Source organism: Cupriavidus sp. GW822-FHT06G04, from assembly GCF_058799075.1.
The window spans coordinates 165,731-186,050 of record NZ_JBXALD010000007.1 but is presented as its reverse complement, the minus strand read 5'-3'; the positions used below and the strand labels follow the sequence as shown (position 1 = coordinate 186,050).

Sequence of the window (20,320 nt, the reverse complement as noted above, 5' to 3'; positions counted from 1 at the left end):
CGTTTACAATCCCGCCCCATGCGACAGATCGTCCTCGATACCGAAACCACCGGCCTGAACCACGCCACCGGCGATCGCCTGATCGAAATCGGCTGCGTGGAACTGCTGAACCGCCGCCTGACCGGCCGGAACCTGCACTTCTACATCAACCCGGAACGCGACGTCCCCGAAGACGCCGTGGCGATTCACGGCCTGACCGCGGACTTCCTGGCCGACAAGCCGAAGTTCGCCGAGGTCGTCCATGACATCCGCGCGTTCGTGCAGGACGCCGAACTGATCATCCACAACGCCGCGTTCGACATCGGCTTTCTGGACATGGAGTTCACGCTCCACGGCCTGCCGCCGTTCCGCGAACACGTGGCCAACGTGATCGACACGCTGCGCGAGGCGCGCCAGATGTTCCCCGGCAAGCGCAACTCGCTCGATGCCCTGTGCGACCGCCTGGGCGTGAGCAACGCGCACCGCACGCTGCACGGCGCACTGCTCGACGCCGAACTGCTGGCCGAGGTCTACCTCGCCATGACGCGCGGCCAGAACTCGCTGGTGATCGACATGCTCGACGGCGGCACCGCCCAGGGCGAATCCCGCGCCATGGCCGACCTGTCCGCCCTCACCCTGCCCGTGCTGCTGGCTACCGACACGGAAATCACCGCGCACATGGGCGTCCTCAAGGACCTGGACAAGGCCAGCGGCGGCAAGACAATCTGGAAACCCGAAATCCCCGCCGACGCCACGATCCAGTAACTGCCCTAGCGCGACATAGAACTTTTTCGACGAATCCCCGAAAAAGGGCTTTACAAGATACTGCGACCTCGGCATAATCTCGCTTCTCCGCTGCACGACATCAGCAACAACGGTGACGGAGCAGTAAGGGGTGGTTAGCTCAGCGGTAGAGCACTGCCTTCACACGGCAGGGGTCACAGGTTCAATCCCTGTACCACCCACCAGAATTTGGTGGTTAAGAAGGGCCTCAGGCAAAAGCCGAGGCCCTTTTTCCTTTCCGGGTGCCGGCAGTTGACACTGCTGGGCTGGGTACAACGATGGGTACAGCGGCCTCCAACGAAGTTTCTGGAGGTTTTGCTCATGGGTACAACCCTTCGCCGGGAAGACAACAAGGGGAACATTTCCTACCAAGCCAAAGTGCGCAAGGTCGGATTCCCCATCATCTCGAAGACATTCCCCTTTAAAGACGAAGCAGCGGCTTGGGCCGCCGAGACCGAATCGAGTCTTGGCAATGGCGCAACCGAGCGAACACTGTTGAGTTCTAAGACTTCAATGGCGGACCTAATCGACCGCTATCTCACCGAAGTCACTCCCCGCAAGAAAAGCGCCGAAACCGAGAAGCACCGCATCTGGGCCATCCAGCGGAGTCAAATATCGAGGTACACCGTGGGTACACTCACGAGCGGCGCCGTGCCAGGGTTCCGCGACGACCTGCGGTTTAGTTCGGGGTTATACAGCGCGGGGCAGCCTGACGCGGCAAGCGGGATAGTTTATGCACCCCCAAAACGGCACGGCCCTGCCTTCGCGCTTCACCATCTTCACGCCACAGGCGGCACACGTCGGCGTTCGGTAGTCCCCCTTAAATGCCTGCACCAACAGCATTGTCTGTTTGTGCTGGTCCAACGCGCGAATCCGCTCGATGATCGCCGGGCCGTCAAGCAACTGGATACCGGCCCGCTCCGCCGACTCTTGCACCGGTCGCCCCACATAGCCAGACAGGGACCAGAACACGCCCCTGCGCACCTTGTGCTCATGCATTACGCCAGCCAATGCGCGAACCTCAACCACCTTAACTGGTTTGCTCCAAGCCTTGCATTGCACGACGGCAACCGGGGCGTCCCGCCCTGCTTTGTATAGCGTGGCGTCGATTCCACCGTCCGGGCCATGCGGCACTGTCTTGACGGTGAACCCCATCGCCTCGTAGTAGCCGACACAGAGCAACTCGAATCGCTTCCACTCCAGAATCTTGAGCGCGTCTAGTGTCCAGCCATTGATTTCGGGCTTCTCTGCTAGCGATACTGATCGCCGGGAGTCGGTTGATTTACCGGACGCACTGGCTCGCTGCCTTGGCTCCGAGGGCGTTGGCCTGGCCTGTCGCGGCTGTCTTACAGATGAGCGCTGCGTTCTAAGCTGCGGCCCCTCCCCTGCGTTACTGTTGTTCTGCCGCCTCTCGCGGATGAACGACAACAGCCCCAAGAATGCGAACATCGTTGCTGGAACCCAAGCCAGCGACTGGCTCATCATCACGATGCCCGCGAGGAAGGGATTCGATGCGAACGAAGCGGGCAAGGCCCAGCGAAAGACAATGTACGCGCCCACGGCCAGGGCTGCGGACACCCACCAGGGCGAATCCAACAATACGTCGCTCAGCGACGGCTCCTTTCTCCTACGTCCCATCGACCCGACCTCATTTATCGTTCTGTGTTCGTGCGAGGCGGCACTCGGGCCGAAGCCCGCTCCACCCCCTCTACGAATCTAACCGAGAACGCTTTCCGGTCTCGTTGCTCTCTCCCAACACCCCACTACTGGTGGGAGCCGATGAGAGAGCGACGGGCCGCGACACGGTGCCACGGCTTTTTTTGCTAGTGCCCTCCCGGAACGCCTTGTCGAGAGCATCAAAAAGCACCCTCCCCCGCAAGGGGCCTGAGCAGAGTGCCGGACCGGGGCACGCCGCGCATCTTCGCGCCATGGGATATGGGAGCTATCGGGTGAGAGGCATGTCCCTTGCCGGCCAGGAGCGGACACTTGCGAACCTGTTCCGGAAGCGGACATTCAGAGTACTGATGACTCGCCCCACTGCAGGGCCCGGCGCTCCAATCTGGAGACGCCAGGGACCGTGGTAAGCGCCTCCTCTTAGTGGGCGTCGTAAGATGTCACCCATCTGTGATACATCTGCATGCCTACATGCAGCAACCGTACAGGGTATGGCACGCTACCGGACTGACTGCAGATCGCTCGCGACTAGCCAATCTCAAAGCTCCTGTACTGCGCCTGAGGCGTGGTGTTGTGGAGACTGACCGTCGTCGTCTTGCCATTGTCAGGTCGCAATGGAAACTGGGAGCCACAGCCGGCAAGCGCCGCTGCGGCCAGTAGGGGAAACAAGTAATGTTGCATCGGTCTTGGGTAGTGGTGAAGGTGCCGGCGATGCATTACAGCTTCGCCATCGCAAACAGCACCACAGCGGCAATCGGTGTGGAAACCAGCGATATCAACGCGCTTTGCTTAAGCGTTGCCTTCAGCATGACCACAAAGCCCATAGAGAACGCCACGAACGTGACGACCGATCCGGCAAGCGTGGAAAGCGTGGAAATCGATCCGCCAGTCAGCTTGGCAAACATCGCTGCCGCAATCGCATTGAAGAGAATTGCCACGAGCACGGCCTTGAGCGATTCGATGACGGTGGGATCGTTACCCGTGGCCATGCGCGCCACGATCTTGACCACGAATCCGATCACCACACTGGCAACCACCATGGCGATGGTGACCTTGGCCGGCAGCAGCATCGCGAGGAAGATAAATCCGGCAATCAGCAGAAGAAGGACCATCGTTGGAATCCCGTCAGGAAAAAAGCAGGCAGCACGCTAGCATGACGGCCGGAAACGTGGATGGTCGGCGTAGTGGGGTGTGTGGAAGTGATACACCCTCTGATGGAGGGTTGTGGGGGTGAAAGCGCAAATGCCTGCCATTCAAGGCGGATTGTCACGTCTCACAGTTGTTGAGTTCTGTCTCACAGTTAGTGCGTTGGATTCTCAAAGTTAGCTTTTCATGCATCGATTTGGACGCTGTACCACCACCAGCTTATAGCCCCCACCACCCTACATTGCCAAAAAACCCGGACAGCTAACGCTCTCCGGGTTTTTTGTCGTTCATCTCCTACCGAGCACCACTGGCCGCCCGCTCACGCGGCCTTGCCAACAGCCCTCACACCACCTCAAAGAAATGCGTCCGGTCGCGATCCAGTTGGGCGATCAGGCCGAATTCCCAGTCGAGGTAGGCCTGCATGGCGGCGGCGGCGTTGTCGGTGCCTTCATAGGGGCGGCGGTAGCGGTCGGTGCGCGGGACGGCCAGGCGTGTTTCGCCCTGCTCCACGGGCAGGCCTGCGGCGATCCAGGCGGTGGTGCCGCCTTCGAGTACGAAGACTTCGGCGGACGTCAGGCGTTTCAGGTCGTCCGCCGCAAAGCGCGCCAGCAGGCTCGATCCGCAGGTCAGTACATAGCGGCTGGCAGGAGGGATCGCGCGCAGCGCTTGCGGCAGTTGGGCGCGAATCGCGAACCATGCGCCGGGGACATGGGCTTTGACGTAGTTAGCGCTGGCGGTCACGTCGATCACGGCGACGTCGCCCTGCTTGAGCCATTCGGCAAGCGTCGATGGCGCGACGGTGTCGACAGCGGGCGTCGCCGGTCTGTCCGGCTCGGGATTTCCGCGCTCGCTACGCAGTGCGTCGGCAACCGGTTCCACCACGTACACTTCCCAGCCCATCTGCGCGAGCCACGATGCGCTCATGTTGGCGCGCACGTCGTCGTCATCGGTCAGCACGATGCGAGCGCCGCGCACGGGCGCCTGATGGTCGGTTTCCTGCACCAACTGGCCGCCGGGTGCGCTGGCGAATCCTGCCAGATGACCTGCGGCGTACTCCTCTGGCGTGCGCACGTCGAAGCGATATACGGTGCGTCCGGGCGCCTCCAGCGATGCCAGTGCGTCCAGCGCGATACGGCGCACGCCCGCGCGTTCGGCGATGGCCCTTGCGCCCTCGCGCGCCGCAGCGCGATGCGCCGCGCTCACCTCGGCCGGGGCGCGTCGGTCGGCGCCGTGCGACAGCGTCTGCCCGGCCAGCGTCCAGCCGATCGTGCCGTTGCGCAGCGCGGCCACTGGGTTCGGGATCCCGGCGTTGATCAGCGACTGCGTGCCGATAATGCTGCGCGTGCGGCCCGCGCAATTGACCACCACCTGCGTCTTTGGGTCGGGAGCCAGTTCGCGGATGCGCAGCACCAGTTCGGCGCCGGGCACGCTGGTCGACGTCGGAATATTCATGGTCTGATATTCATCGAAGCGACGCGCGTCCACGATCACCACATCCGCCTTGCGGTCGATCAGCGCCTGCACTTCGGGCGCCGAGAGCGACGGCGTATGACGCCGCGCTTCCACCAGCTCGCCGAACGATTTGCTTGGCACATTGACGTCGCGGAACACTTCGCCGCCCGCGGCGATCCATGCATCGAGCCCGCCGTCCAGCAGCGATACGTCGGTATAGCCCAGCGCGCGCAGCTTGTTTGCCGCGCGCGGCGCAAGGTCCTCGCCGTCGTGCACGCCGTACACCACGATGCGCGTGTCGCGGCGCGGGATGCGGCGCCACGCTTCGAGTTCGAGCTTGGACAACGGAAAGTTTGCGGCCCACAGCGGATGCGCCTGTGCGAACGGGTCTTCCTCGCGCACATCGATCAGCGCGATTTCGGTGCGATCGAGCAGCGCCTGGCGCACTGCCAGGCTGGTCGTCTTCGGGAACGAGTGAGTGGCTTCAGTCATGGCGCAGCGACGGGATCTTTCGAGCGATCCCAGAGATTGGGCAACGTGGAATTGGAATAGCCGGAGATGAACGACTTGCTGCCGCCGACTTCCGGATAGACATGGCGACGCACGGCGCCAATATTTGCGCCGTACACGTGGATGCTGATCGATACGCGATCGTCGAAGGCGTTGTGCACGCGGTGGATATCGCCCACCGTCGGGGACACCGCTTCCACATGCCCGGGCTCCAGCCGCACCGCATCGCCCGCGGGACGCGGTACGCCTTCGGCGTCGATCGCATAGGGCTGCGAATATTCGGCCCCGCGCAACATGCCGATCAGCCCCCAGACCGTATGGTCATGAATCGGGGTGCGTTGTCCCGGCCCCCAGACAAAACTGACGATCGAAAACCGCTCGGCGGAATCGCAATGCAACAGCATCTGCTGGTAGAACTCGGGATGCGGTTGCGCGTAGGCGTCGGGCAACCAGTCGTCGCGCGATACCAGCTTGGCCAGCAGCTTGCCGCCGTGGTCAAGAATGCGCGCTTCGTCCGGCTGCTGGTCCAGCAACGCGGAAAACGCCGTGATGAAATCGCGCAGCGGCGTCAGCGCGCGCGCAGCTTCAGGCTGATCAGCCATGGTTGTCTCCAGATATGTTCGGCCGTCTATGTGGGCTACTTCCGGGCGGCTTGCGGACGACTTGCCAGCCGCCGTCCGCGCGGCGAATCGCCGATAACCATAGCACGAAGCCGGCGCCGCCGTGGACGGCTCAGATGCCCAATGCGGCGCGGCCCGCGGCGGTCAGGATGGAATCGTTCTGCGGCGTATGGATGCGGCTGCAAAGCACGTCGCGATAGTGGCGTTCGAGCGGATTGTTGCGGCTCAGGCCGTGATTGCCCGACAGCTGCAACGCCAGTTCGAGCGTGCGGATCGCGTTCGACGTCACGGTGTACTTCACCAGTCCGCTGTCGGTGGATGATGGCGGCGCGCCGGCGTCGGTGCGCGCGGCGGCATCGTCCAGCAGGATCTGGTTGGTGCGCAGCAACGCCGTCATTTCGCCGATCGATTCCTGCACGCGCGGCAGCGTGGCCAGCGGCTTGCCGAGACTGCCAGGCACGCGCTCGCGCGTGAACTGCACGATCCAATCGAACCCCGCGCGCGCCACCGCATCGTAGAGCGTGCCGAGCAACGTCACCATCCACGCCTGCTGGTCGGCATTGGCGTCGATGTCGGCTTGGCTGGCGCCGGCCGGTGCCCATGCCGACGGCGGCCGGATATCGACGGCGTTTTCGAACGGGATCCAGACGTCCTCGAACACGGTCTCGTGGCTGCCCGATGCGCGCAGTCCAAGATGATTCCAGCTTTCGATCACGCGGATGCCGTCCGACCCGACTTCATCCCGTGGCACCAGGAACACGCCGACACGCGGTTGCGGCTCGTGCGTGCGCGCCCACACGGCCAACCAGCGCAGCGCCGGAATGCCGGTGGTGTAGAGCTTGTGCCCGCGAATCCGCCAGCGGTCGCCCACGCGCGTGGCGACCGTCTCCGGCAGCCCGCCGCGCGCCGGCGACCCGAGTTCGGGCTCCACGCGCAGCGAATTGATCAGCGCGCCGTCCTCCACCGCGCTCTGGAACACCAGCCGCTGCAGCGTATCGGGCCAATGCGAATCGGCACGCCCGATCGCGCGGTGCTGCAGATACGTCATCGTCAATACCAGCGCGGTAGCAGCATCGCCACGTGCAATCGCGCCAATGATCTGGCGCGCCTGCGCAAGCCCGGCACCGCCGCCGCCATGCGCGGCCGGCACCACCTGCGCCACCAGCCCGTAGGCATGCAACTGCGCGAAGTTCTCGTGCGCAAAGCTGCCGCTGGCGTCATGCGCGGCCGCGGTGGCGGCAAAACGCGCTGCCAAGTCGGCCAGCACCTCGGACAAGCGCGCCGCGGGCGTCGGCAGGCGATGCAGGGATGACGAAGACATGGAATTCCTTCGAAAGGCGGATAAGTCGCCGCATAGCGTACCGCCGCGCCCCGCTGCACCGAACGACGCATATCGCATATCGAGCAACGGTTTTAGCGCATAAGGTGCCGCGTTTTTATTCGTTTGGCCGCACGCTCGCGCGGCGTACGTTGCGTGCTTCGGCCCGGCGCACTGCCGCCAGCATCCATCGCGAACCCAACGCGACCGCACCGCGAACGAATTGCGAACGAACCAGGAGAACCGAGCATGAGCGTCGACTTCATCGGCATGATCCAGTCCCAGAAACAGTCCGAAATCCATCCGCCGTCCGGCCCGGTGATCGATCGCGACTACGTGCGCGCTTTTGCGCAGGCGCACGAAGCGGCCGGCTTCGATCGCATTCTGGTGCCGCATCACTCCACCGGCCCGTCGGCCACGCTGACGATCTCCTACGCGGCGGCCGTGACCGAGCGCATCCATTTCATGCTCGCCCATCGGCCCGGCTTTACCGCGCCGACGCTGGCCGCACGGCAGATCGCCACGCTTGACCAGTTCAGCGGCGGCAGGCTCGGCGTGCATTTCATCTCGGGCGGATCGGACGACGAGCAACGGCGCGACGGCGATTATCTCGATCACGACCAGCGCTACGCGCGTACCGACGAGTACCTGGCCATCCTGCGGCGCATCTGGACCGAAGCCGAGCCCTTCGATCACGAAGGCCAGTTCTACCGCTTCCAGCGCGGCTTTTCCGAAGTCAAACCCGCGCAACAGCCGCACGTGCCGATCTATTTCGGCGGCGCATCGGACGCGGCCATCGCGGTGGCCGGCAAGCACGCCGATGTCTACGCGCTATGGGGCGAATCGCTCGATCAGGTGCGCGAGCTGACCACGCGCGTGCGCGCAGAGGCCGCGCGACACGGGCGCGAGGTGCGCTTCTCGGTGTCGTTCCGCCCGGTGCTGGCCGATACCGAGGAAAAGGCATGGCAGCGCGCCGACGAGATCCTCGAACGGACGCGCGCACTGCGCGTGCAGGCCGGTTATAGCCGCGGCGGACCGCAGCAAAGCGAAGGTGCCCGACGCCTGCTGGCGGCGGCGGACAAGGGCGATCGCGTCGATCAGCGCCTGTGGACGGCCATCGCGCGCGAGACCGGCGGACGCTCCAATTCCACCGGGCTGGTGGGCACGCCCGAGCAAGTGGCCGACGCGCTGCTGGCCTATTACGAGCTGGGCGTCACCACGTTCCTGATCCGTGGCTTCGATCCGCTCGAAGACGCGATCGACTATGGTCGCGAGCTGATTCCGCGCGTGCGGGAACTGGTCGCGCAGCGCGATGCGCAAACACACCGCCGCGCCGCGTGACGCCACCGCGCCGGCATAGCGTCCATCCACCGGCGCCCGATACGAAAAACACAACGGGAAACGGGAAATCATGAGCCAAGACACCTTCAAACCCAACACGCGCCGCCGCGACGTCCTGCGGCTGGCGGGCGCCGCGACGATTGCCGCGCCGGCGCTGATTTTGGGCCGCCAGGCGTGGTCCGCGCCGCGCAAGCTGACGTTTGCCTGGAACCAGAATTCGTTCTGCCTCACGCCGATTGTGGTGGCGCAGGAAAAAGGCTTCTTCGAAAAGAACGGCCTGCAGGTCGACCTGATCAACTACAGCGGATCAACCGATCAGTTGCTCGAATCGATCGCCACGGGCAAGGCAGATGCGGCGGTCGGCATGATTCATCGCTGGCTCAAGCCGCTGGAAGCCGGCTTCGATGTGAAGATCATCGGCAGCTCGCATGGCGGCTGCGTGCGCCTGGTGGGATCGAAGGCCGCCGGCGTGACGAACCTGCAGGCGCTCAAGGGCAAGACGGTCGGCGTCAGCGACCTTGCGGCGCCCGGCAAGCATTTCTTCACGATCCTGCTGGCCAAGAACGGCATCGATCCCGATCGTGACATTACGTGGCGCCAGTATCCGGCCGACCTGCTCGGCATCGCGGTCGACAAGGGCGAGATCCAGGCGATTGCCGACGGCGATCCCAATCTCTATCTGCTGGAAAAACGCACGAACGGCGCTTACGTCGAGCTGGCCACCAACCTGAGCGGCGAATACGCGCGCAAGGTGTGCTGCGTGATTGGTGCGCGCGGCGAACTGGTGCGCAACGATCGCCCCGCTGCCGCGGCGCTGGCGCGTTCGATCGTGCAAGCCACCGACTACGTCAACGAAAACCCCAACGAGGCGGCCAAGGTGTTCGCCAAGTATTCGCCCAAGATCAGCGTCGACGATCTGCGCAAGCTGTATGCGTCGCTGACCTACACGCACCACCCTACCGGCGTCGACCTGCAGGAGGAAATCGCGTTCTATGCCGGCGATTTCCAGCGCATCGGCGTGCTCAAGAAATCCACCGACACCCGGCGACTGGCGCAGCATGTCTACGCCAATGTGCTGGGCTGATACCGGAGCGTCGCAATGACCACGAGCCAACAGTCGATCCACCCGCCGCTGCTGGGCGACGGGCAACTCGCGCAGCCGGCGACGCGCGGCACGCTGCGCGTGTGGCGCACCGGTCTGGCCGCGGCACTGGCCTGGGCCGTATTCGGCGCGGTCACATGGCGCTGGCCGAACCATCTGGTCGGCTTCAACGACTGGGCCTACACCGAGGAACTGGGCGTGGCGATGCTGGCGGTGGCGGCGGCGCTGGCCACTGTGGCCCTCGCTGGCGCGCATCTGCGCGCCCTGCAACGTGCTCAGCGCGCGCTGCGCCATGCCGGGCCGTGGCTGGTGGCGCTGCCGCTGGTATTCACGGCATGGGAAATCCTGACCGCCAAGACCGCCACGCTGCCCACGCCGTTCTTCGCGCCGCCGCAGGCGCTGATCGAGGTCTATCTCGACGACTGGCGGCGTCTGGGCGACAGCGTGCTGAATACGCTAAAGCTGCTCGCACTGGGCGTCGCGTACGGCGGCGTGGCCGGTTTCCTGATCGGCGTGTCGATCGGCTGGTCGCGTCGCATCGGCTACTGGGTGCATCCGGTGCTGCGCGTGCTTGGGCCGCTGCCATCCACCGCGCTGCTACCGCTTACGTTCTACTTTTTCCCGTCGAGCTATTCGGCAGCGATTTTCCTGATCGCGCTGGCCACCGCGTTTCCGGTGGCAGTGTTGACGTGGTCGGGCGTAGCTGGCGTCAACAAGAGCTACTACGACGTGGCGCGCACGATGGGCGCATCGGAATGGTTCCTGGTGCTGCGCGTGGCGATTCCGGCCGCGCTGCCGCAGGTGTTCGTCGGCCTGTTCATGGGGCTGGGCGCGTCATTCTCGGTGCTGGTCACGGCAGAAATGATGGGCGTGAAATCGGGCCTCGGCTGGTATCTGACCTGGGCGCAGGGTTGGGCGTCCTACGTCAACATGTATGCGGCGCTGATCGTCATGGCGCTGCTGTTCTCGGGCGTCATCACATTGCTGTTCGTTGTGCGCGATCGCGCGCTGTCGTGGCAGAAAGGGACCGTCAAATGGTAACGGCGCAAACATCACCGGCCGAGCCGCCACTTCCGCTGCACGCGCAGCAGACCCCGCAGGCACGCGGCGCGAGGATCGATATTCGTGGCGTCAGCCATGCATTTGGCGATGGCGACCAGCGCTTGCCCGTGCTTGACGGCGTCGACCTGCAAGTCGCGCCCGGCGAGTTCGTCGCGCTGCTGGGACCGAGCGGCTGCGGCAAATCCACGCTGTTGAGGCTCGTGGCCGGACTCGATGCGCCCGATCAGGGACAGATCCTGCAGGACGATGCGCCGATCGACCGGCCCGATCCGTCGCGCATCGTGGTGTTTCAGGACCCCACGCTTTACCCTTGGCGACGCGTGCGCGACAACGTGGCGCTGGGTCTGCAGGCGCGCGGCCTGCTGCGCCGCGAAGGTCATCGCGTCGACGCCGCGCTGCGGCGCGTGGGACTCGAAGCCTTTGCGCGCGCGTTTCCGCATCAGCTCTCGGGCGGCATGGCGCAGCGCGTGGCACTGGCGCGCGCGCTGGTCAACGACCCGCGCCTGCTGGTGCTCGACGAACCGCTCGGCAAGCTCGATTCGCTGACGCGCCTGGCGATGCAGAGCGATCTCGTCGATCTGTGGCAGCGCGCCGGGTTTTCGGCGCTGCTGGTCACGCACGATGTGGAAGAGGCGCTGTTCCTCGCGCAACGTGTGATCGTGTTCAGCCAGCGACCCGCGCGCATCACGGCCGAGATCCAGGTCGACCTGCCCTACCCGCGGCATCGCGGCGATCCGCGCCTGACCGAACTGCGTCATGAAGCGCTGCGTCATCTCGGTCTCGATGCCAGCTGGTAGGCCATGAACGGGCCGCCGCCCCAGGCGTGGCTCAATGCACTGCTCTCGTTGATCCAGCAGGCGCAGCTTGGCGTGCTGCGGATTTGGCACGCGCTGGGCTGGACGGGCGAACTGCACGGCCAGCCCGCATGGCCTTGGGCGCAGCGCATTGCTGGCGAAACGCTGCTGATCGATCTGGGTCTGGCGCGGCAGCTTGCCCTGACCCTCATCGCCATCGCTTTGGCCGCGGCATGCGCACTCGTCGCGGCCATCTGGAAGCGGCATCGGCTGACTGCGCTCGCCGTCGGCGCGCTGGCGCTCACGATCGCACCGTGGCCGTCGACAGGCCTGCTGCTGACCCCGGCCGCGCCCACCAGCTTCCACATCAGTCCATCGGGTTTTGCGGTGACGTCGATCGCCACGGGCGCGCGCGTCTACGCGCAGCATTGTGCCGCGTGCCATGGCGACGACGGCCGCGGCGAAGGTCCGCTGTCGGCGACGCTCATGCGCTGGCCGCCCACCTTTGCCAGCCCCCTGCTTGGCCGTCGCGCCGAAGGCGAGTTGTTCTGGCATATCGCCCACGGCATGCGCGACGCGCGCGGACACGCGACGATGCCGGCATTCGCCGCGCAGCTTAGCGACACCGACACGTGGGCAGTGATCGACTACATGAAGGCGCTTGCGGCAGGCACCGGCGCGGCGCAGCAAGGCAGTTGGCCGATACCGTTGCGGCTGCCGGAGGTTGCGGTGCGCTGCGGACGGGAAGCACCGCGCGCGCTATCGCAATGGCGGCGCGGACAGCGCGTGCGCGTTGTGATGATCGATGGCACAGTTGCCGAGCAGCCGTTCGAGGATCCGCGTTTTCTGACCTTGCTGGTCACGCCGGACGGTCGCGCGCCCGGCGAAGCGGGGCAATTTCGCGCCGACTGCGTGGCGGAGTCTGCCGATGCGTGGCGCGTGTATGCGCAGATTGCCGGTGTCGATGCCGCGCATCCGGCCGGTACAACGCTATTGGCGGATCGTCAGGGCTGGCTGCGCGCCCGCGCGGACGGCAAACGTCGCGAATGGAGCGACGCCGATCTGCTGTGCACGGCCGGACAGCAGACCGCCGCCCAGGCGGCCGGCACGTCGTCGGTGGGCGCTGATGGACTGACCGCTTTGCTGCTGCGCATCGATGCCGAACCAGTGCGCTTCGTGCAGGGCGGATTCGTGCATTGAACCGCGACGCCGCGCGTCGCGGTCGTCTCGCGAAGGTTCAGCGCGGGTCGGCCGAAGAGAGATCCGGGGCGTGCGGCGCAAATGCGTCTGGCGTGCTGGCGTGGCCGGTCACGTAGTCGATGGCGCGCAGCACCTCGTCGACCGACGGCGGCGCGCCGTTATCGCCCACGGACACGGACTGGCCGGGCTTGTCCACCCCGAAATGCGGGCGCGAGGTGGCCGTGAACAGCATCACGGTAGGCTTGCCCAGCGCATCGGCCAGATGCACGAAGCCGGTGTCCATGCCCACCACCAGCGCCGCGGCGTCGACGCGCTGCGCACATTCCGTGATCGACATGCGCGGCAGCACTTCGGCGTTGGGAATGGCGGCGGCAAGCGCCTTGGCTTCGTCCTGCTCCTTCGGCGATCCCCACGGCAGTTGCACGCGATAGCCGCGGCGCGCCAGCGTATGGCCGATTTCCACCCAGTTGGCCTGCGGCCATTTCTTGATGTCGAGCGAGGTGGCGTGGAACAGCATCGCGCGCGGCACGCCGTCGGCGTTCAGCGCCTCGGCCGGCGCGGGGAATTTCAGTTCGGCCGATTCGTGCGGCTCGATCTGGTAGCCCAGCGCGTTGGCAACCACCATGCGCATTTTCTGGCGACAGTTGGCGTCGCCATGCGGCCCGAAGATCTCGGTATAGGCAAACACCGCTTTCGCCTCGCCAAGATATTCGGCGGCATAGCCGAGGCGGCGCTTGGTGCGCGCCAGACGCGCGGCGATGGCGCTCTTGAACACGCCATGGACGTCGATCGCCACGTCGTAGGGCTCGCGGCGCAACTGACACAACGCGGAGAGGATGCCGCGCAGATCGCGCCATTTGCGGCCGTTCTTCTTGAACTGGCGCAGCGGCGGCGCGATCACGCGATCCACGCCGACGGCCCAGCGCGGAATATCCGCACAGGATGCATCGGCGATCCAGTCGATCTTGGCTTCGGGATAGGCGCGTCGCAGGTCGTACAGCAACGGCAGGGTGTGCACCATGTCGCCGAGCGACGTGATCTTGATAAGAAGAATGCGCTTCATGAACGGGGCGTGGGTATGCAAACGCGGCCGATCGGGCCGCGTTCGAAAGGCGCTAGTATGCCCCAACTCCTGGGCGCGTCGGGCGGATCAGGCCGTCATCGGCCACCGGCATCCCTCGGCCGCCGGCGCGCTGCCGTGCGCCTCATGTGTCCCCTGCTTCCCGTGCTGCCGCTGCGACAAATCAGTCGTGCCAGACCGAGGCATCGGGCACCACGGTGGCAAAGCGGTCGTTCAGCGCCGCCAGCGTGACGCGATGCAGTTCGGCCGCAGGCAGCGGCGCGCCGCCGAGCGGATCGGGCAGGTCGCGCGTGGCGCAGCCGTTCGCCACCAGCGTGACGCGATAGCCATGATCGAGTGCGGAACGCACCGTGGCGCTGATGCACATATGGGTCTGGAATCCGGCGACGATCAATTCCTTGCGGCCCAGCGCGGTCAGGCGCGCGGCGAGGTCGGTGCCCGCAAAGCTGTTCGGCAGGCTTTTTACGACCGTCTGCTCGCCGTCCCGCGACGTCAGTCCTTCGATGATGGACGCATGCGGGCCGGCCGGATCGAACGCGCCACCGGCCTTGCCGTGATGCACCACGTGGATCACCGGCGTGCCATGGCGGCGCGCCAGCGCGAGCAGTTCCGCACAGCCCGCCACGGCTTCCGGCATGCCGGTCAGCGGCAGCTTTCCATCGACGTATTCGCGCTGGTGATCGACCAGGATCAGCACGGCGTCGGACCACGCTGAGGGCTTGCGGCTGGCGCCGGCGGCATCGAGCAAGGTGAACGGGGCGGTTGGCATATCGAAGTCTCAGGTTTGGATAGTGACTAGGCATGCATGCTAGAGCGCGGTAACCTGTGCGCCAATTCCCCACTTGCTCACACTCGCTGTGCAAAAAAGCACAATCTCCTGGGACGATCTGCTGACCCTTTCCACGCTGATGCGCACCGGCAGCTATTCGGCCTGCGCGCGCGAACTCGATATCACCCACGCCACGGCGATCCGGCGCATTCGGCGGCTGGAGGCGGCGCTGGGCAAGCCGGTGGCCACGCGCGCCGACGGCACCTTCGTGCTGACCGCGGCAGGCCGCAACGCGCTGACCGCGGCGCGACAAATGGAACAGTCCGCCGACCGGCTGCTGCGGGAGATCGAAGGGACGGCGCCCGGGGTGTCGGGCATGGTGCGCGTGGCCGCCACAGCGTCGCTGGGCAGCCATTTCCTGACGCCGCGGCTGCCCGCGTTCTATGTCGGCAATCCCGATGTGGAAGTGCGGCTCGAGGTGGACAACCGCGTGACCAGCCTGGCCAAGCGTCGCGCCCACATTGCGGTACGGCTGGCGCGGCCGAAGGAAGACACCATGGTGGCGCAGCGTGCGGGCACGATCCATTTCGGCCTCTACGCGCCCGCAGACATGCCTGCGGCGCTGGCGGATTCGCGCGATACGTCGATGTGCGGCCTGCTCGACGAGGGGTTTTCGCTGCCCGAAGTGGAATGGCCGCTGGCGCAGGCGCGCCGCTTTTCGTTCCAGTCGAACAGCTTGCTGGCCGTCCGTGAAGGCGTGCGCGCCGGCCTGGGCGTGGCGCTGCTGCCCCACTACATCGGCGCCGGCGAGCCCGGCCTCGCGCTGATCCGCAACGTGCCGGAAGTGGTGCGCGAAATCTGGCTAGCCTATCCCGTCGAGTTTCGCGGCGCTTCACGCTTTCGGCCGGTCATCGACTGGCTTGCCCAAACCCTGGCCGAATGCCCTTGAGGCGCCATGTCGGCCCGGCGTGAGCATGAAGTGTCGCGGCCGTGCCACGCGGCAGTGCATTCGGAACGCCCGCGCTGCGCCTCTGGTTGCCTGATGTGCGCCGACACACACCGGCCGGGCGCCAATGCCGTCGAGATAAACACAAGTTCTGCTACGCTTTGATCCAGTTGCCGACGATATCGCTATCACACGGGCTGTTGTTGCAGAAAGCCCAGGCAACAGGGTACGGGTCAGTGCAAAGGAAATAAGAAAAAGAGCTTCATGCGGCACTCTTTGAAGTACCGGATGGCAATCGCGGCGGCGCTTGTGGTCACGCTGGTGGTCGTGGTGCGGGGCAGTTTTTCCCAGTACTACGCCTACACGCGCCTGAACGAGGTGATTCAGGATCAGCAGGACACACTGGTCAAGCTGTGGTCGCCGACCAACTGGACGAAAAACTCGAAGCGCGTGCGCTCGTGTTGCGCCGGCTCGCGCGTACGCTTGCGCCGGTTCTCGATCACCCCACCGGCCAGTTGCGCCGCCTGGCGGCCGACACGGTCGACATGCCCGAGCACTTCAACGCCGTCTTCATGGTCTGGCCCGATGGCTCGCTGGCATTCAGCACCGCGGTGCCGGACGGCACGAAAATGACCGTGGGCGATCGCGATTACTTCCGCAGTATCGCCAACGGGGCCGACTTCGCCGTGTCCGACCTGCTGCAGGGCAAGCATTCGGCGGCGCCCGGCGTGATCCTCGCCGTGCCGTTGCGCGATGCCAATGGCCACTTGCTCGGTGTGGTGGGCGGCGCGTTGAATCTGTCGTCCCAAAATTTCCTGCGCGAGCTGGCTCATCACCGCGTCGGCGTGACCGGCTTCTACTGCCTGGTGTCGGCCGGCCCGAATCCGCGTTATGCGATGCATCCCGATACCTCCAAGGTGCTCACGCCGGCGCGGGCTGTGGGCGAATCATGCGGCGCCGAACGGCCCGCATCGGCCTGGGAAGTGCTGTCACCTCAGCAACCGGTGGTTGCGCGTCGCCTGCTGGAATCGAACGGCTGGGAGGTGATTTCCGTGCTGCCCGCGGCCGAAGCGTATGCGCCGCTGCTCGAAGCGCGCCAGCGCTCGATATTCGTCGCACTGGCGTCGCTGCTGCTGGCTGCGCTGGCGATGTGGGCCACCATCCGCCATCTGCTCGCGCCGCTCGAACACTTGCATCGCACGGTGCGCCGGCTGGGCGAACATCCCGGGGCGATGGCGGACCTCACGGTCAAGCGCAACGACGAAATCGGCGAGCTGGCCGGTGCGTTCTCGGAAGTGATGACGCAATTGTCGGAGCGTGAGGCGGCGCTCAAGGCCGCCAAGGACAGCGCCGCCGCCAGCGAAAAACGGCTCGAGGCGATCGCCAATCACGTACCGGATTTCGTGGCGTTTATCGACGCCAGCGAGCGCTTTGCCTTCGTGAACCGCGCCTATGCGAGGCATTTCGGCCTTCCCGCCGAGCAGATTGTCGGCCTGTCGCTGCGCGAGCTGTGGGGCACGCCCGAATACGTGGCCAACAAGCCCTATCTGGACCGCGCATGCGCCGGCGAGTCGATCACGTTCACGCGCGAGAGCGCGGACGGCGCGGCTTGGGAAGTGACATTCCAGCCGGCCTGGAATGACGCGCAGGATGTTGTCACCGGCCTGCACATGTTTGCCCGCAACGTCACCGGCGAGCGCCAGAAGCTGCGCACGCTCGAAGCGCAGACGCTTTCCGACCACCTGACCGGGCTGCTCAACCGCAAGGGCTTTGACCGGCGCCTGCAGGAAACCATGGCGCGCGCCGATGCCTGCGGCCATCACGCCGCGCTGCTGCTGGTCGACCTCGACGACTTCAAGGCCGTCAACGACACCCGTGGCCACCCGGTGGGCGATCAGTTGCTGATTGCCTACGCCGAACGCTTGCGCGCGTGCGTGCGGGCCGGCGACGCCGTGGCGCGGATCGGCGGCGACGAGTTCGCGATCATCCTCGACAATGTGTCCAATCCGAATACCGTCGAGCGCATCGCCCGCACCGTGGTGCACGCCGCCATGCGCCCGTTCGAGATCCACGGCGAACAGATGGTGTCGACCGCCAGCGTTGGCAGCGCGATGCATCGCGCGGGCCAGGGCACATCGGTGAGCGAACTGTTCATGCGTGCGGACATGGCGCTTTACGACGCCAAACGCCAGGGCAAGGCGTGCCACGCGGGCACCCTCTCCCGAATCGTCGCGCAGACGGCCAGCGACGCTTGAGCGGCACGCGCTGACTTGATAAAAAAAAAACGGTGACGCATGACGCGCCACCGTTCTCACCGCAAGCCGGACACCGGTCCTGACGAAGGATCAGCGCACGCGCCCTTCCTTCCACGCCTGCAGCAGCTTGTCATAGGCGATGGTTTCGCCCTTCGGCTTTTCGTTGTCGAGCTTCTTCCACGGCGCGTGTTCCGACGACAGCCACTTCGACGGATCGCTCTTCGGATTGAGCTTCGGCGCGCAGTTAGCCATGCCGGCGCGCTGCAGGCGGCCCATCACCTGATCCATTTCCTCGGCCAGGTTGTCCATCGCGGCCTGCGGCGTCTTCTCGCCGGTGACCGCAGTGGCGACGTTCTTCCACCACAGCTGCGCCAGCTTCGGATAGTCGGGCACGTTGTTGCCGGTCGGCGTCCACGCCACGCGCGCCGGGCTGCGGTAGAACTCGATCAGCCCGCCATACTTGGCCGCATTCTTGGTCAGGTAGTCGTGATGGATATCGCTGTCGCGGATGAAAGTCAGGCCCGTCAGCGACTTCTTCAGCGACACCGTCTTCGAGGTCACGAACTGCGCATACAGCCACGCGGCCGCCAGCCGGTTCGGATCGGTGTTCTTGAAGAACGTCCACGAGCCCACGTCCTGATAGCCGTTCTGCATGCCCGGCTTCCAGTACGGACCATAGGGCGACGGCGCCATGCGCCACTTCGGCGATCCATCGGCATTGACCACCGGCAGGCCCTTCTTGGTCATGTCGGCGGTGAAGGCCGTGTACCAGAACACCTGCTGCGCGACCTGGCCCTGCGCCGGCACGGGGCCGGCTTCGGAGAAGGTCATGCCCATGGCCTGGGGCGGCGCGTACTTCTTCATCCAGTCGATGTACTTGGTCAGCGCGTACACCGCTGCCGGACTGTTGGTGGCGCCGCCGCGCGACACCGAGGCGCCGACCGGCGTGCATTTGTCCTCGGCTACGCGGATGCCCCATTCGTCGACCGGCATGCCGTTGGGCAGGCCCTTGTCGGCTGAGCCTGCCATCGACAGCCACGCATCGGTGAAGCGCCAGCCCAGCGACGGATCCTTCTTGCCGTAGTCCATGTGACCGAACACCTTCTTGCCATCGAGCTCCTTCACGTCGTTGGTGAAGAAGTTGGCGATGTCCTCGTAGGCGGACCAGTTGGTCGGCACGCCCAGGTCATAGCCGTACTTGGCCTTGAACTTGTCCTGCAGGTCCTTGCGCGCGAACCAGTCCGCGCGGAACCAGTACAGGTTGGCAAACTGCTGGTCTGGCAACTGGTACAGCTTGCCGTCCGGCGCCGTGGTGAACTTGGTGCCGATGAAGTCCTTGATGTCGATGCCGGGGTTGGTGAATTCCTTGCCCGCGCCGTTCATGTAGTCGGACAGCGGCAGGATGGCACCGTAGCGATAGTGGGTGCCGATCAGGTCCGAATCGGAAATCCAGCCGTCGTAGATCGACTTGCCCGACTGCATCGACGTCTGCAGTTTTTCCACCACATCGCCTTCCTGGATGATGTCGTGGTTGACCTTGATGCCGGTGATTTCCTCGAACGCCTTGGCCAGCGTCTTCGATTCGTATTCGTGCGTGGTGATGGTTTCGGAGACCACGTTGATCTGCGTGACGCCCTTGCCCTTGAGCTTGGCGGCGGCGTCCATGAACCACTTCAGTTCCGCCATCTGCTTGTCCTTGGACAGCGACGACGGCTGGAATTCGTTGTCGACCCACTTCTTCGCCGCGGCCTCGTCGGCCAGGGCGGCATGTCCGCATGTCAGCGCGGCCGCAAAGGCCAGGGCTGACATCCCCAACTTCACGCGCTCTTTCATCAGTGTCTCCTCAGGAACCCTTCCCCGGCTCTTTAACTGGGTTGCGGCCCCGGGGAAGGGACAAAGATCTCGCAGCCCATGACAGAAAACGCGCTCCACCGCGCCGGCGCCGCCGGCGTCATCAGCCCTTGCGCATGACGATCGCCAGCGCCACGGCGGAAATCGCCACGCTGATCCAGATCGACGGCGCTTCGGCCAGTTGCAGCCAACCCTGGATCTTCTCGCCCAGCCCCACCCATGCCAGGTTGATCCACGCGGCGCACATCAGGCCGATAAACAGGCGGTCGCCGCGCGTGGTGGGAATCGGCAGGAAGCCCTTGCGCTCGGTGGTCGGCGCGCGCACTTCCCAGATCGTCATGCCGATCAGCATCAGCACCACCAGCGTGAAAAACACCGCCACGGGCGTAGTCCAAACCATCCAGCTCAACATCGCTCGCTCCCTTGCAAACGGCGTC

16 protein-coding genes, 1 tRNA gene and 1 pseudogene are annotated in these 20,320 nt (G+C 65.2%); 9 read left to right on the top strand and 9 right to left on the bottom strand.

Features of this window, described 5'->3' with window-relative positions; translation table 11 throughout:
• The first annotated feature begins 18 nt into the window (after positions 1-18).
• The gene (dnaQ, locus tag AC1RKI_RS17450; RefSeq protein WP_061958894.1) at positions 19-744 is read left to right on the top strand and encodes a DNA polymerase III subunit epsilon; all 726 of its coding nucleotides are present in this window, start codon (positions 19-21) and stop codon (positions 742-744) included.
• 128 nt (positions 745-872) lie between these two features.
• Positions 873-947, top strand: a tRNA-Val gene (locus AC1RKI_RS17445).
• 505 nt (positions 948-1,452) lie between these two features.
• Here the strand turns inward: AC1RKI_RS17445 and AC1RKI_RS17440 are convergent.
• From AC1RKI_RS17440 to AC1RKI_RS17420, 5 genes are all read right to left on the bottom strand, one after another.
• On the bottom strand, positions 1,453-2,400 hold the full coding sequence (locus AC1RKI_RS17440) for a restriction endonuclease (protein WP_492795003.1): 948 nt from the start codon (positions 2,398-2,400) through the stop codon (positions 1,453-1,455).
• A 752-nt stretch (positions 2,401-3,152) separates the two neighbouring features.
• The gene (locus AC1RKI_RS17435; RefSeq protein ID WP_150981085.1) at positions 3,153-3,548 is read right to left on the bottom strand and encodes a hypothetical protein; all 396 of its coding nucleotides are present in this window, start codon (positions 3,546-3,548) and stop codon (positions 3,153-3,155) included.
• A 376-nt stretch (positions 3,549-3,924) separates the two neighbouring features.
• On the bottom strand, positions 3,925-5,526 hold the full coding sequence (locus AC1RKI_RS17430) for a rhodanese-related sulfurtransferase (RefSeq protein ID WP_492795001.1): 1,602 nt from the start codon (positions 5,524-5,526) through the stop codon (positions 3,925-3,927).
• Positions 5,523-6,146, bottom strand: coding sequence for a cysteine dioxygenase family protein (locus AC1RKI_RS17425; RefSeq protein ID WP_492794999.1), 624 nt, complete (start codon positions 6,144-6,146; stop codon positions 5,523-5,525). The genes AC1RKI_RS17430 and AC1RKI_RS17425 overlap by 4 nt, the downstream gene beginning before the upstream one ends.
• A 130-nt stretch (positions 6,147-6,276) precedes the next feature.
• Positions 6,277-7,485, bottom strand: a complete 1,209-nt coding sequence (locus tag AC1RKI_RS17420) for an acyl-CoA dehydrogenase family protein (protein ID WP_492794997.1) — start codon at positions 7,483-7,485, stop codon at positions 6,277-6,279.
• Positions 7,486-7,731: 246 nt separating this feature from the next.
• Here AC1RKI_RS17420 and AC1RKI_RS17415 point away from each other — a divergent pair, with 246 nt between their 5' ends.
• The 5 genes from AC1RKI_RS17415 to AC1RKI_RS17395 all read left to right on the top strand — a co-directional run bounded on the left by AC1RKI_RS17415 (position 7,732) and on the right by AC1RKI_RS17395 (position 12,981).
• Positions 7,732-8,823, top strand: a complete 1,092-nt coding sequence (locus AC1RKI_RS17415; RefSeq protein ID WP_061958898.1) for an LLM class flavin-dependent oxidoreductase — start codon at positions 7,732-7,734, stop codon at positions 8,821-8,823.
• A gap of 70 nt (positions 8,824-8,893) precedes the next feature.
• On the top strand, positions 8,894-9,907 hold the full coding sequence (locus tag AC1RKI_RS17410; protein WP_061958899.1) for an ABC transporter substrate-binding protein: 1,014 nt from the start codon (positions 8,894-8,896) through the stop codon (positions 9,905-9,907).
• Positions 9,908-9,922: 15 nt separating this feature from the next.
• On the top strand, positions 9,923-10,966 hold the full coding sequence (locus AC1RKI_RS17405; RefSeq protein WP_061958900.1) for an ABC transporter permease: 1,044 nt from the start codon (positions 9,923-9,925) through the stop codon (positions 10,964-10,966).
• Complete coding sequence (locus AC1RKI_RS17400; protein ID WP_061958901.1) at positions 10,960-11,784, top strand: ABC transporter ATP-binding protein; 825 nt, start codon at positions 10,960-10,962, stop codon at positions 11,782-11,784. Before AC1RKI_RS17405 ends, AC1RKI_RS17400 begins: the two co-directional genes overlap by 7 nt.
• A gap of 3 nt (positions 11,785-11,787) precedes the next feature.
• Complete coding sequence (locus AC1RKI_RS17395; RefSeq protein ID WP_492794994.1) at positions 11,788-12,981, top strand: c-type cytochrome; 1,194 nt, start codon at positions 11,788-11,790, stop codon at positions 12,979-12,981.
• A 37-nt stretch (positions 12,982-13,018) separates the two neighbouring features.
• On the opposite strand, the gene waaC is transcribed toward AC1RKI_RS17395, so the two are convergent.
• Both waaC and AC1RKI_RS17385 read right to left on the bottom strand, forming a co-directional pair.
• Positions 13,019-14,044, bottom strand: coding sequence for a lipopolysaccharide heptosyltransferase I (gene waaC, locus AC1RKI_RS17390; protein ID WP_492794992.1), 1,026 nt, complete (start codon positions 14,042-14,044; stop codon positions 13,019-13,021).
• A gap of 181 nt (positions 14,045-14,225) precedes the next feature.
• The gene (locus AC1RKI_RS17385) at positions 14,226-14,831 is read right to left on the bottom strand and encodes a cysteine hydrolase family protein (RefSeq protein ID WP_492794991.1); all 606 of its coding nucleotides are present in this window, start codon (positions 14,829-14,831) and stop codon (positions 14,226-14,228) included.
• A gap of 88 nt (positions 14,832-14,919) precedes the next feature.
• Here AC1RKI_RS17385 and AC1RKI_RS17380 point away from each other — a divergent pair, with 88 nt between their 5' ends.
• Both AC1RKI_RS17380 and AC1RKI_RS17375 read left to right on the top strand, forming a co-directional pair.
• Entirely contained in the window at positions 14,920-15,780 is an 861-nt protein-coding gene (locus AC1RKI_RS17380) for a LysR family transcriptional regulator (RefSeq protein ID WP_061958904.1), read from the top strand.
• 285 nt (positions 15,781-16,065) lie between these two features.
• Positions 16,066-18,032 (top strand): annotated as a pseudogene (locus AC1RKI_RS17375) (sensor domain-containing diguanylate cyclase).
• 90 nt (positions 18,033-18,122) lie between these two features.
• Here the strand turns inward: AC1RKI_RS17375 and AC1RKI_RS17370 are convergent.
• Positions 18,123-19,853 carry an ABC transporter substrate-binding protein gene (locus tag AC1RKI_RS17370; protein WP_061958915.1) on the bottom strand — a complete coding sequence of 577 codons (1,731 nt, stop codon included), beginning with the start codon at positions 19,851-19,853 and terminating at the stop codon, positions 18,123-18,125.
• Positions 19,854-19,986: 133 nt separating this feature from the next.
• Positions 19,987-20,295: a DUF2160 domain-containing protein gene (locus AC1RKI_RS17365; RefSeq protein WP_061958906.1), complete on the bottom strand. Its 309-nt coding sequence runs from the start codon at positions 20,293-20,295 to the stop codon at positions 19,987-19,989.
• Between the last annotated feature and the right edge of the window lie 25 nt (positions 20,296-20,320).

Bases quoted from the DNA above. Each gene is read 5' to 3' on its own strand.
- AC1RKI_RS17435 (WP_150981085.1), bottom strand. From the start codon at position 3,548: ATGGTCCTTCTTCTGCTGATTGCCGGATTTATCTTCCTCGCGATGCTG.
- AC1RKI_RS17420 (WP_492794997.1), bottom strand. From the start codon at position 7,485: ATGTCTTCGTCATCCCTGCATCGCCTGCCGACGCCCGCGGCGCGCTTG.
- AC1RKI_RS17395 (WP_492794994.1), top strand. From the start codon at position 11,788: ATGAACGGGCCGCCGCCCCAGGCGTGGCTCAATGCACTGCTCTCGTTG.
- AC1RKI_RS17440 (WP_492795003.1), bottom strand. From the start codon at position 2,400: ATGGGACGTAGGAGAAAGGAGCCGTCGCTGAGCGACGTATTGTTGGAT.
- AC1RKI_RS17365 (WP_061958906.1), bottom strand. From the start codon at position 20,295: ATGTTGAGCTGGATGGTTTGGACTACGCCCGTGGCGGTGTTTTTCACG.
- AC1RKI_RS17405 (WP_061958900.1), top strand. From the start codon at position 9,923: ATGACCACGAGCCAACAGTCGATCCACCCGCCGCTGCTGGGCGACGGG.
- AC1RKI_RS17385 (WP_492794991.1), bottom strand. From the start codon at position 14,831: ATGCCAACCGCCCCGTTCACCTTGCTCGATGCCGCCGGCGCCAGCCGC.
- dnaQ (WP_061958894.1), top strand. From the start codon at position 19: ATGCGACAGATCGTCCTCGATACCGAAACCACCGGCCTGAACCACGCC.
- AC1RKI_RS17425 (WP_492794999.1), bottom strand. From the start codon at position 6,146: ATGGCTGATCAGCCTGAAGCTGCGCGCGCGCTGACGCCGCTGCGCGAT.
- AC1RKI_RS17400 (WP_061958901.1), top strand. From the start codon at position 10,960: ATGGTAACGGCGCAAACATCACCGGCCGAGCCGCCACTTCCGCTGCAC.
- AC1RKI_RS17430 (WP_492795001.1), bottom strand. From the start codon at position 5,526: ATGACTGAAGCCACTCACTCGTTCCCGAAGACGACCAGCCTGGCAGTG.
- AC1RKI_RS17410 (WP_061958899.1), top strand. From the start codon at position 8,894: ATGAGCCAAGACACCTTCAAACCCAACACGCGCCGCCGCGACGTCCTG.
- AC1RKI_RS17415 (WP_061958898.1), top strand. From the start codon at position 7,732: ATGAGCGTCGACTTCATCGGCATGATCCAGTCCCAGAAACAGTCCGAA.
- waaC (WP_492794992.1), bottom strand. From the start codon at position 14,044: ATGAAGCGCATTCTTCTTATCAAGATCACGTCGCTCGGCGACATGGTG.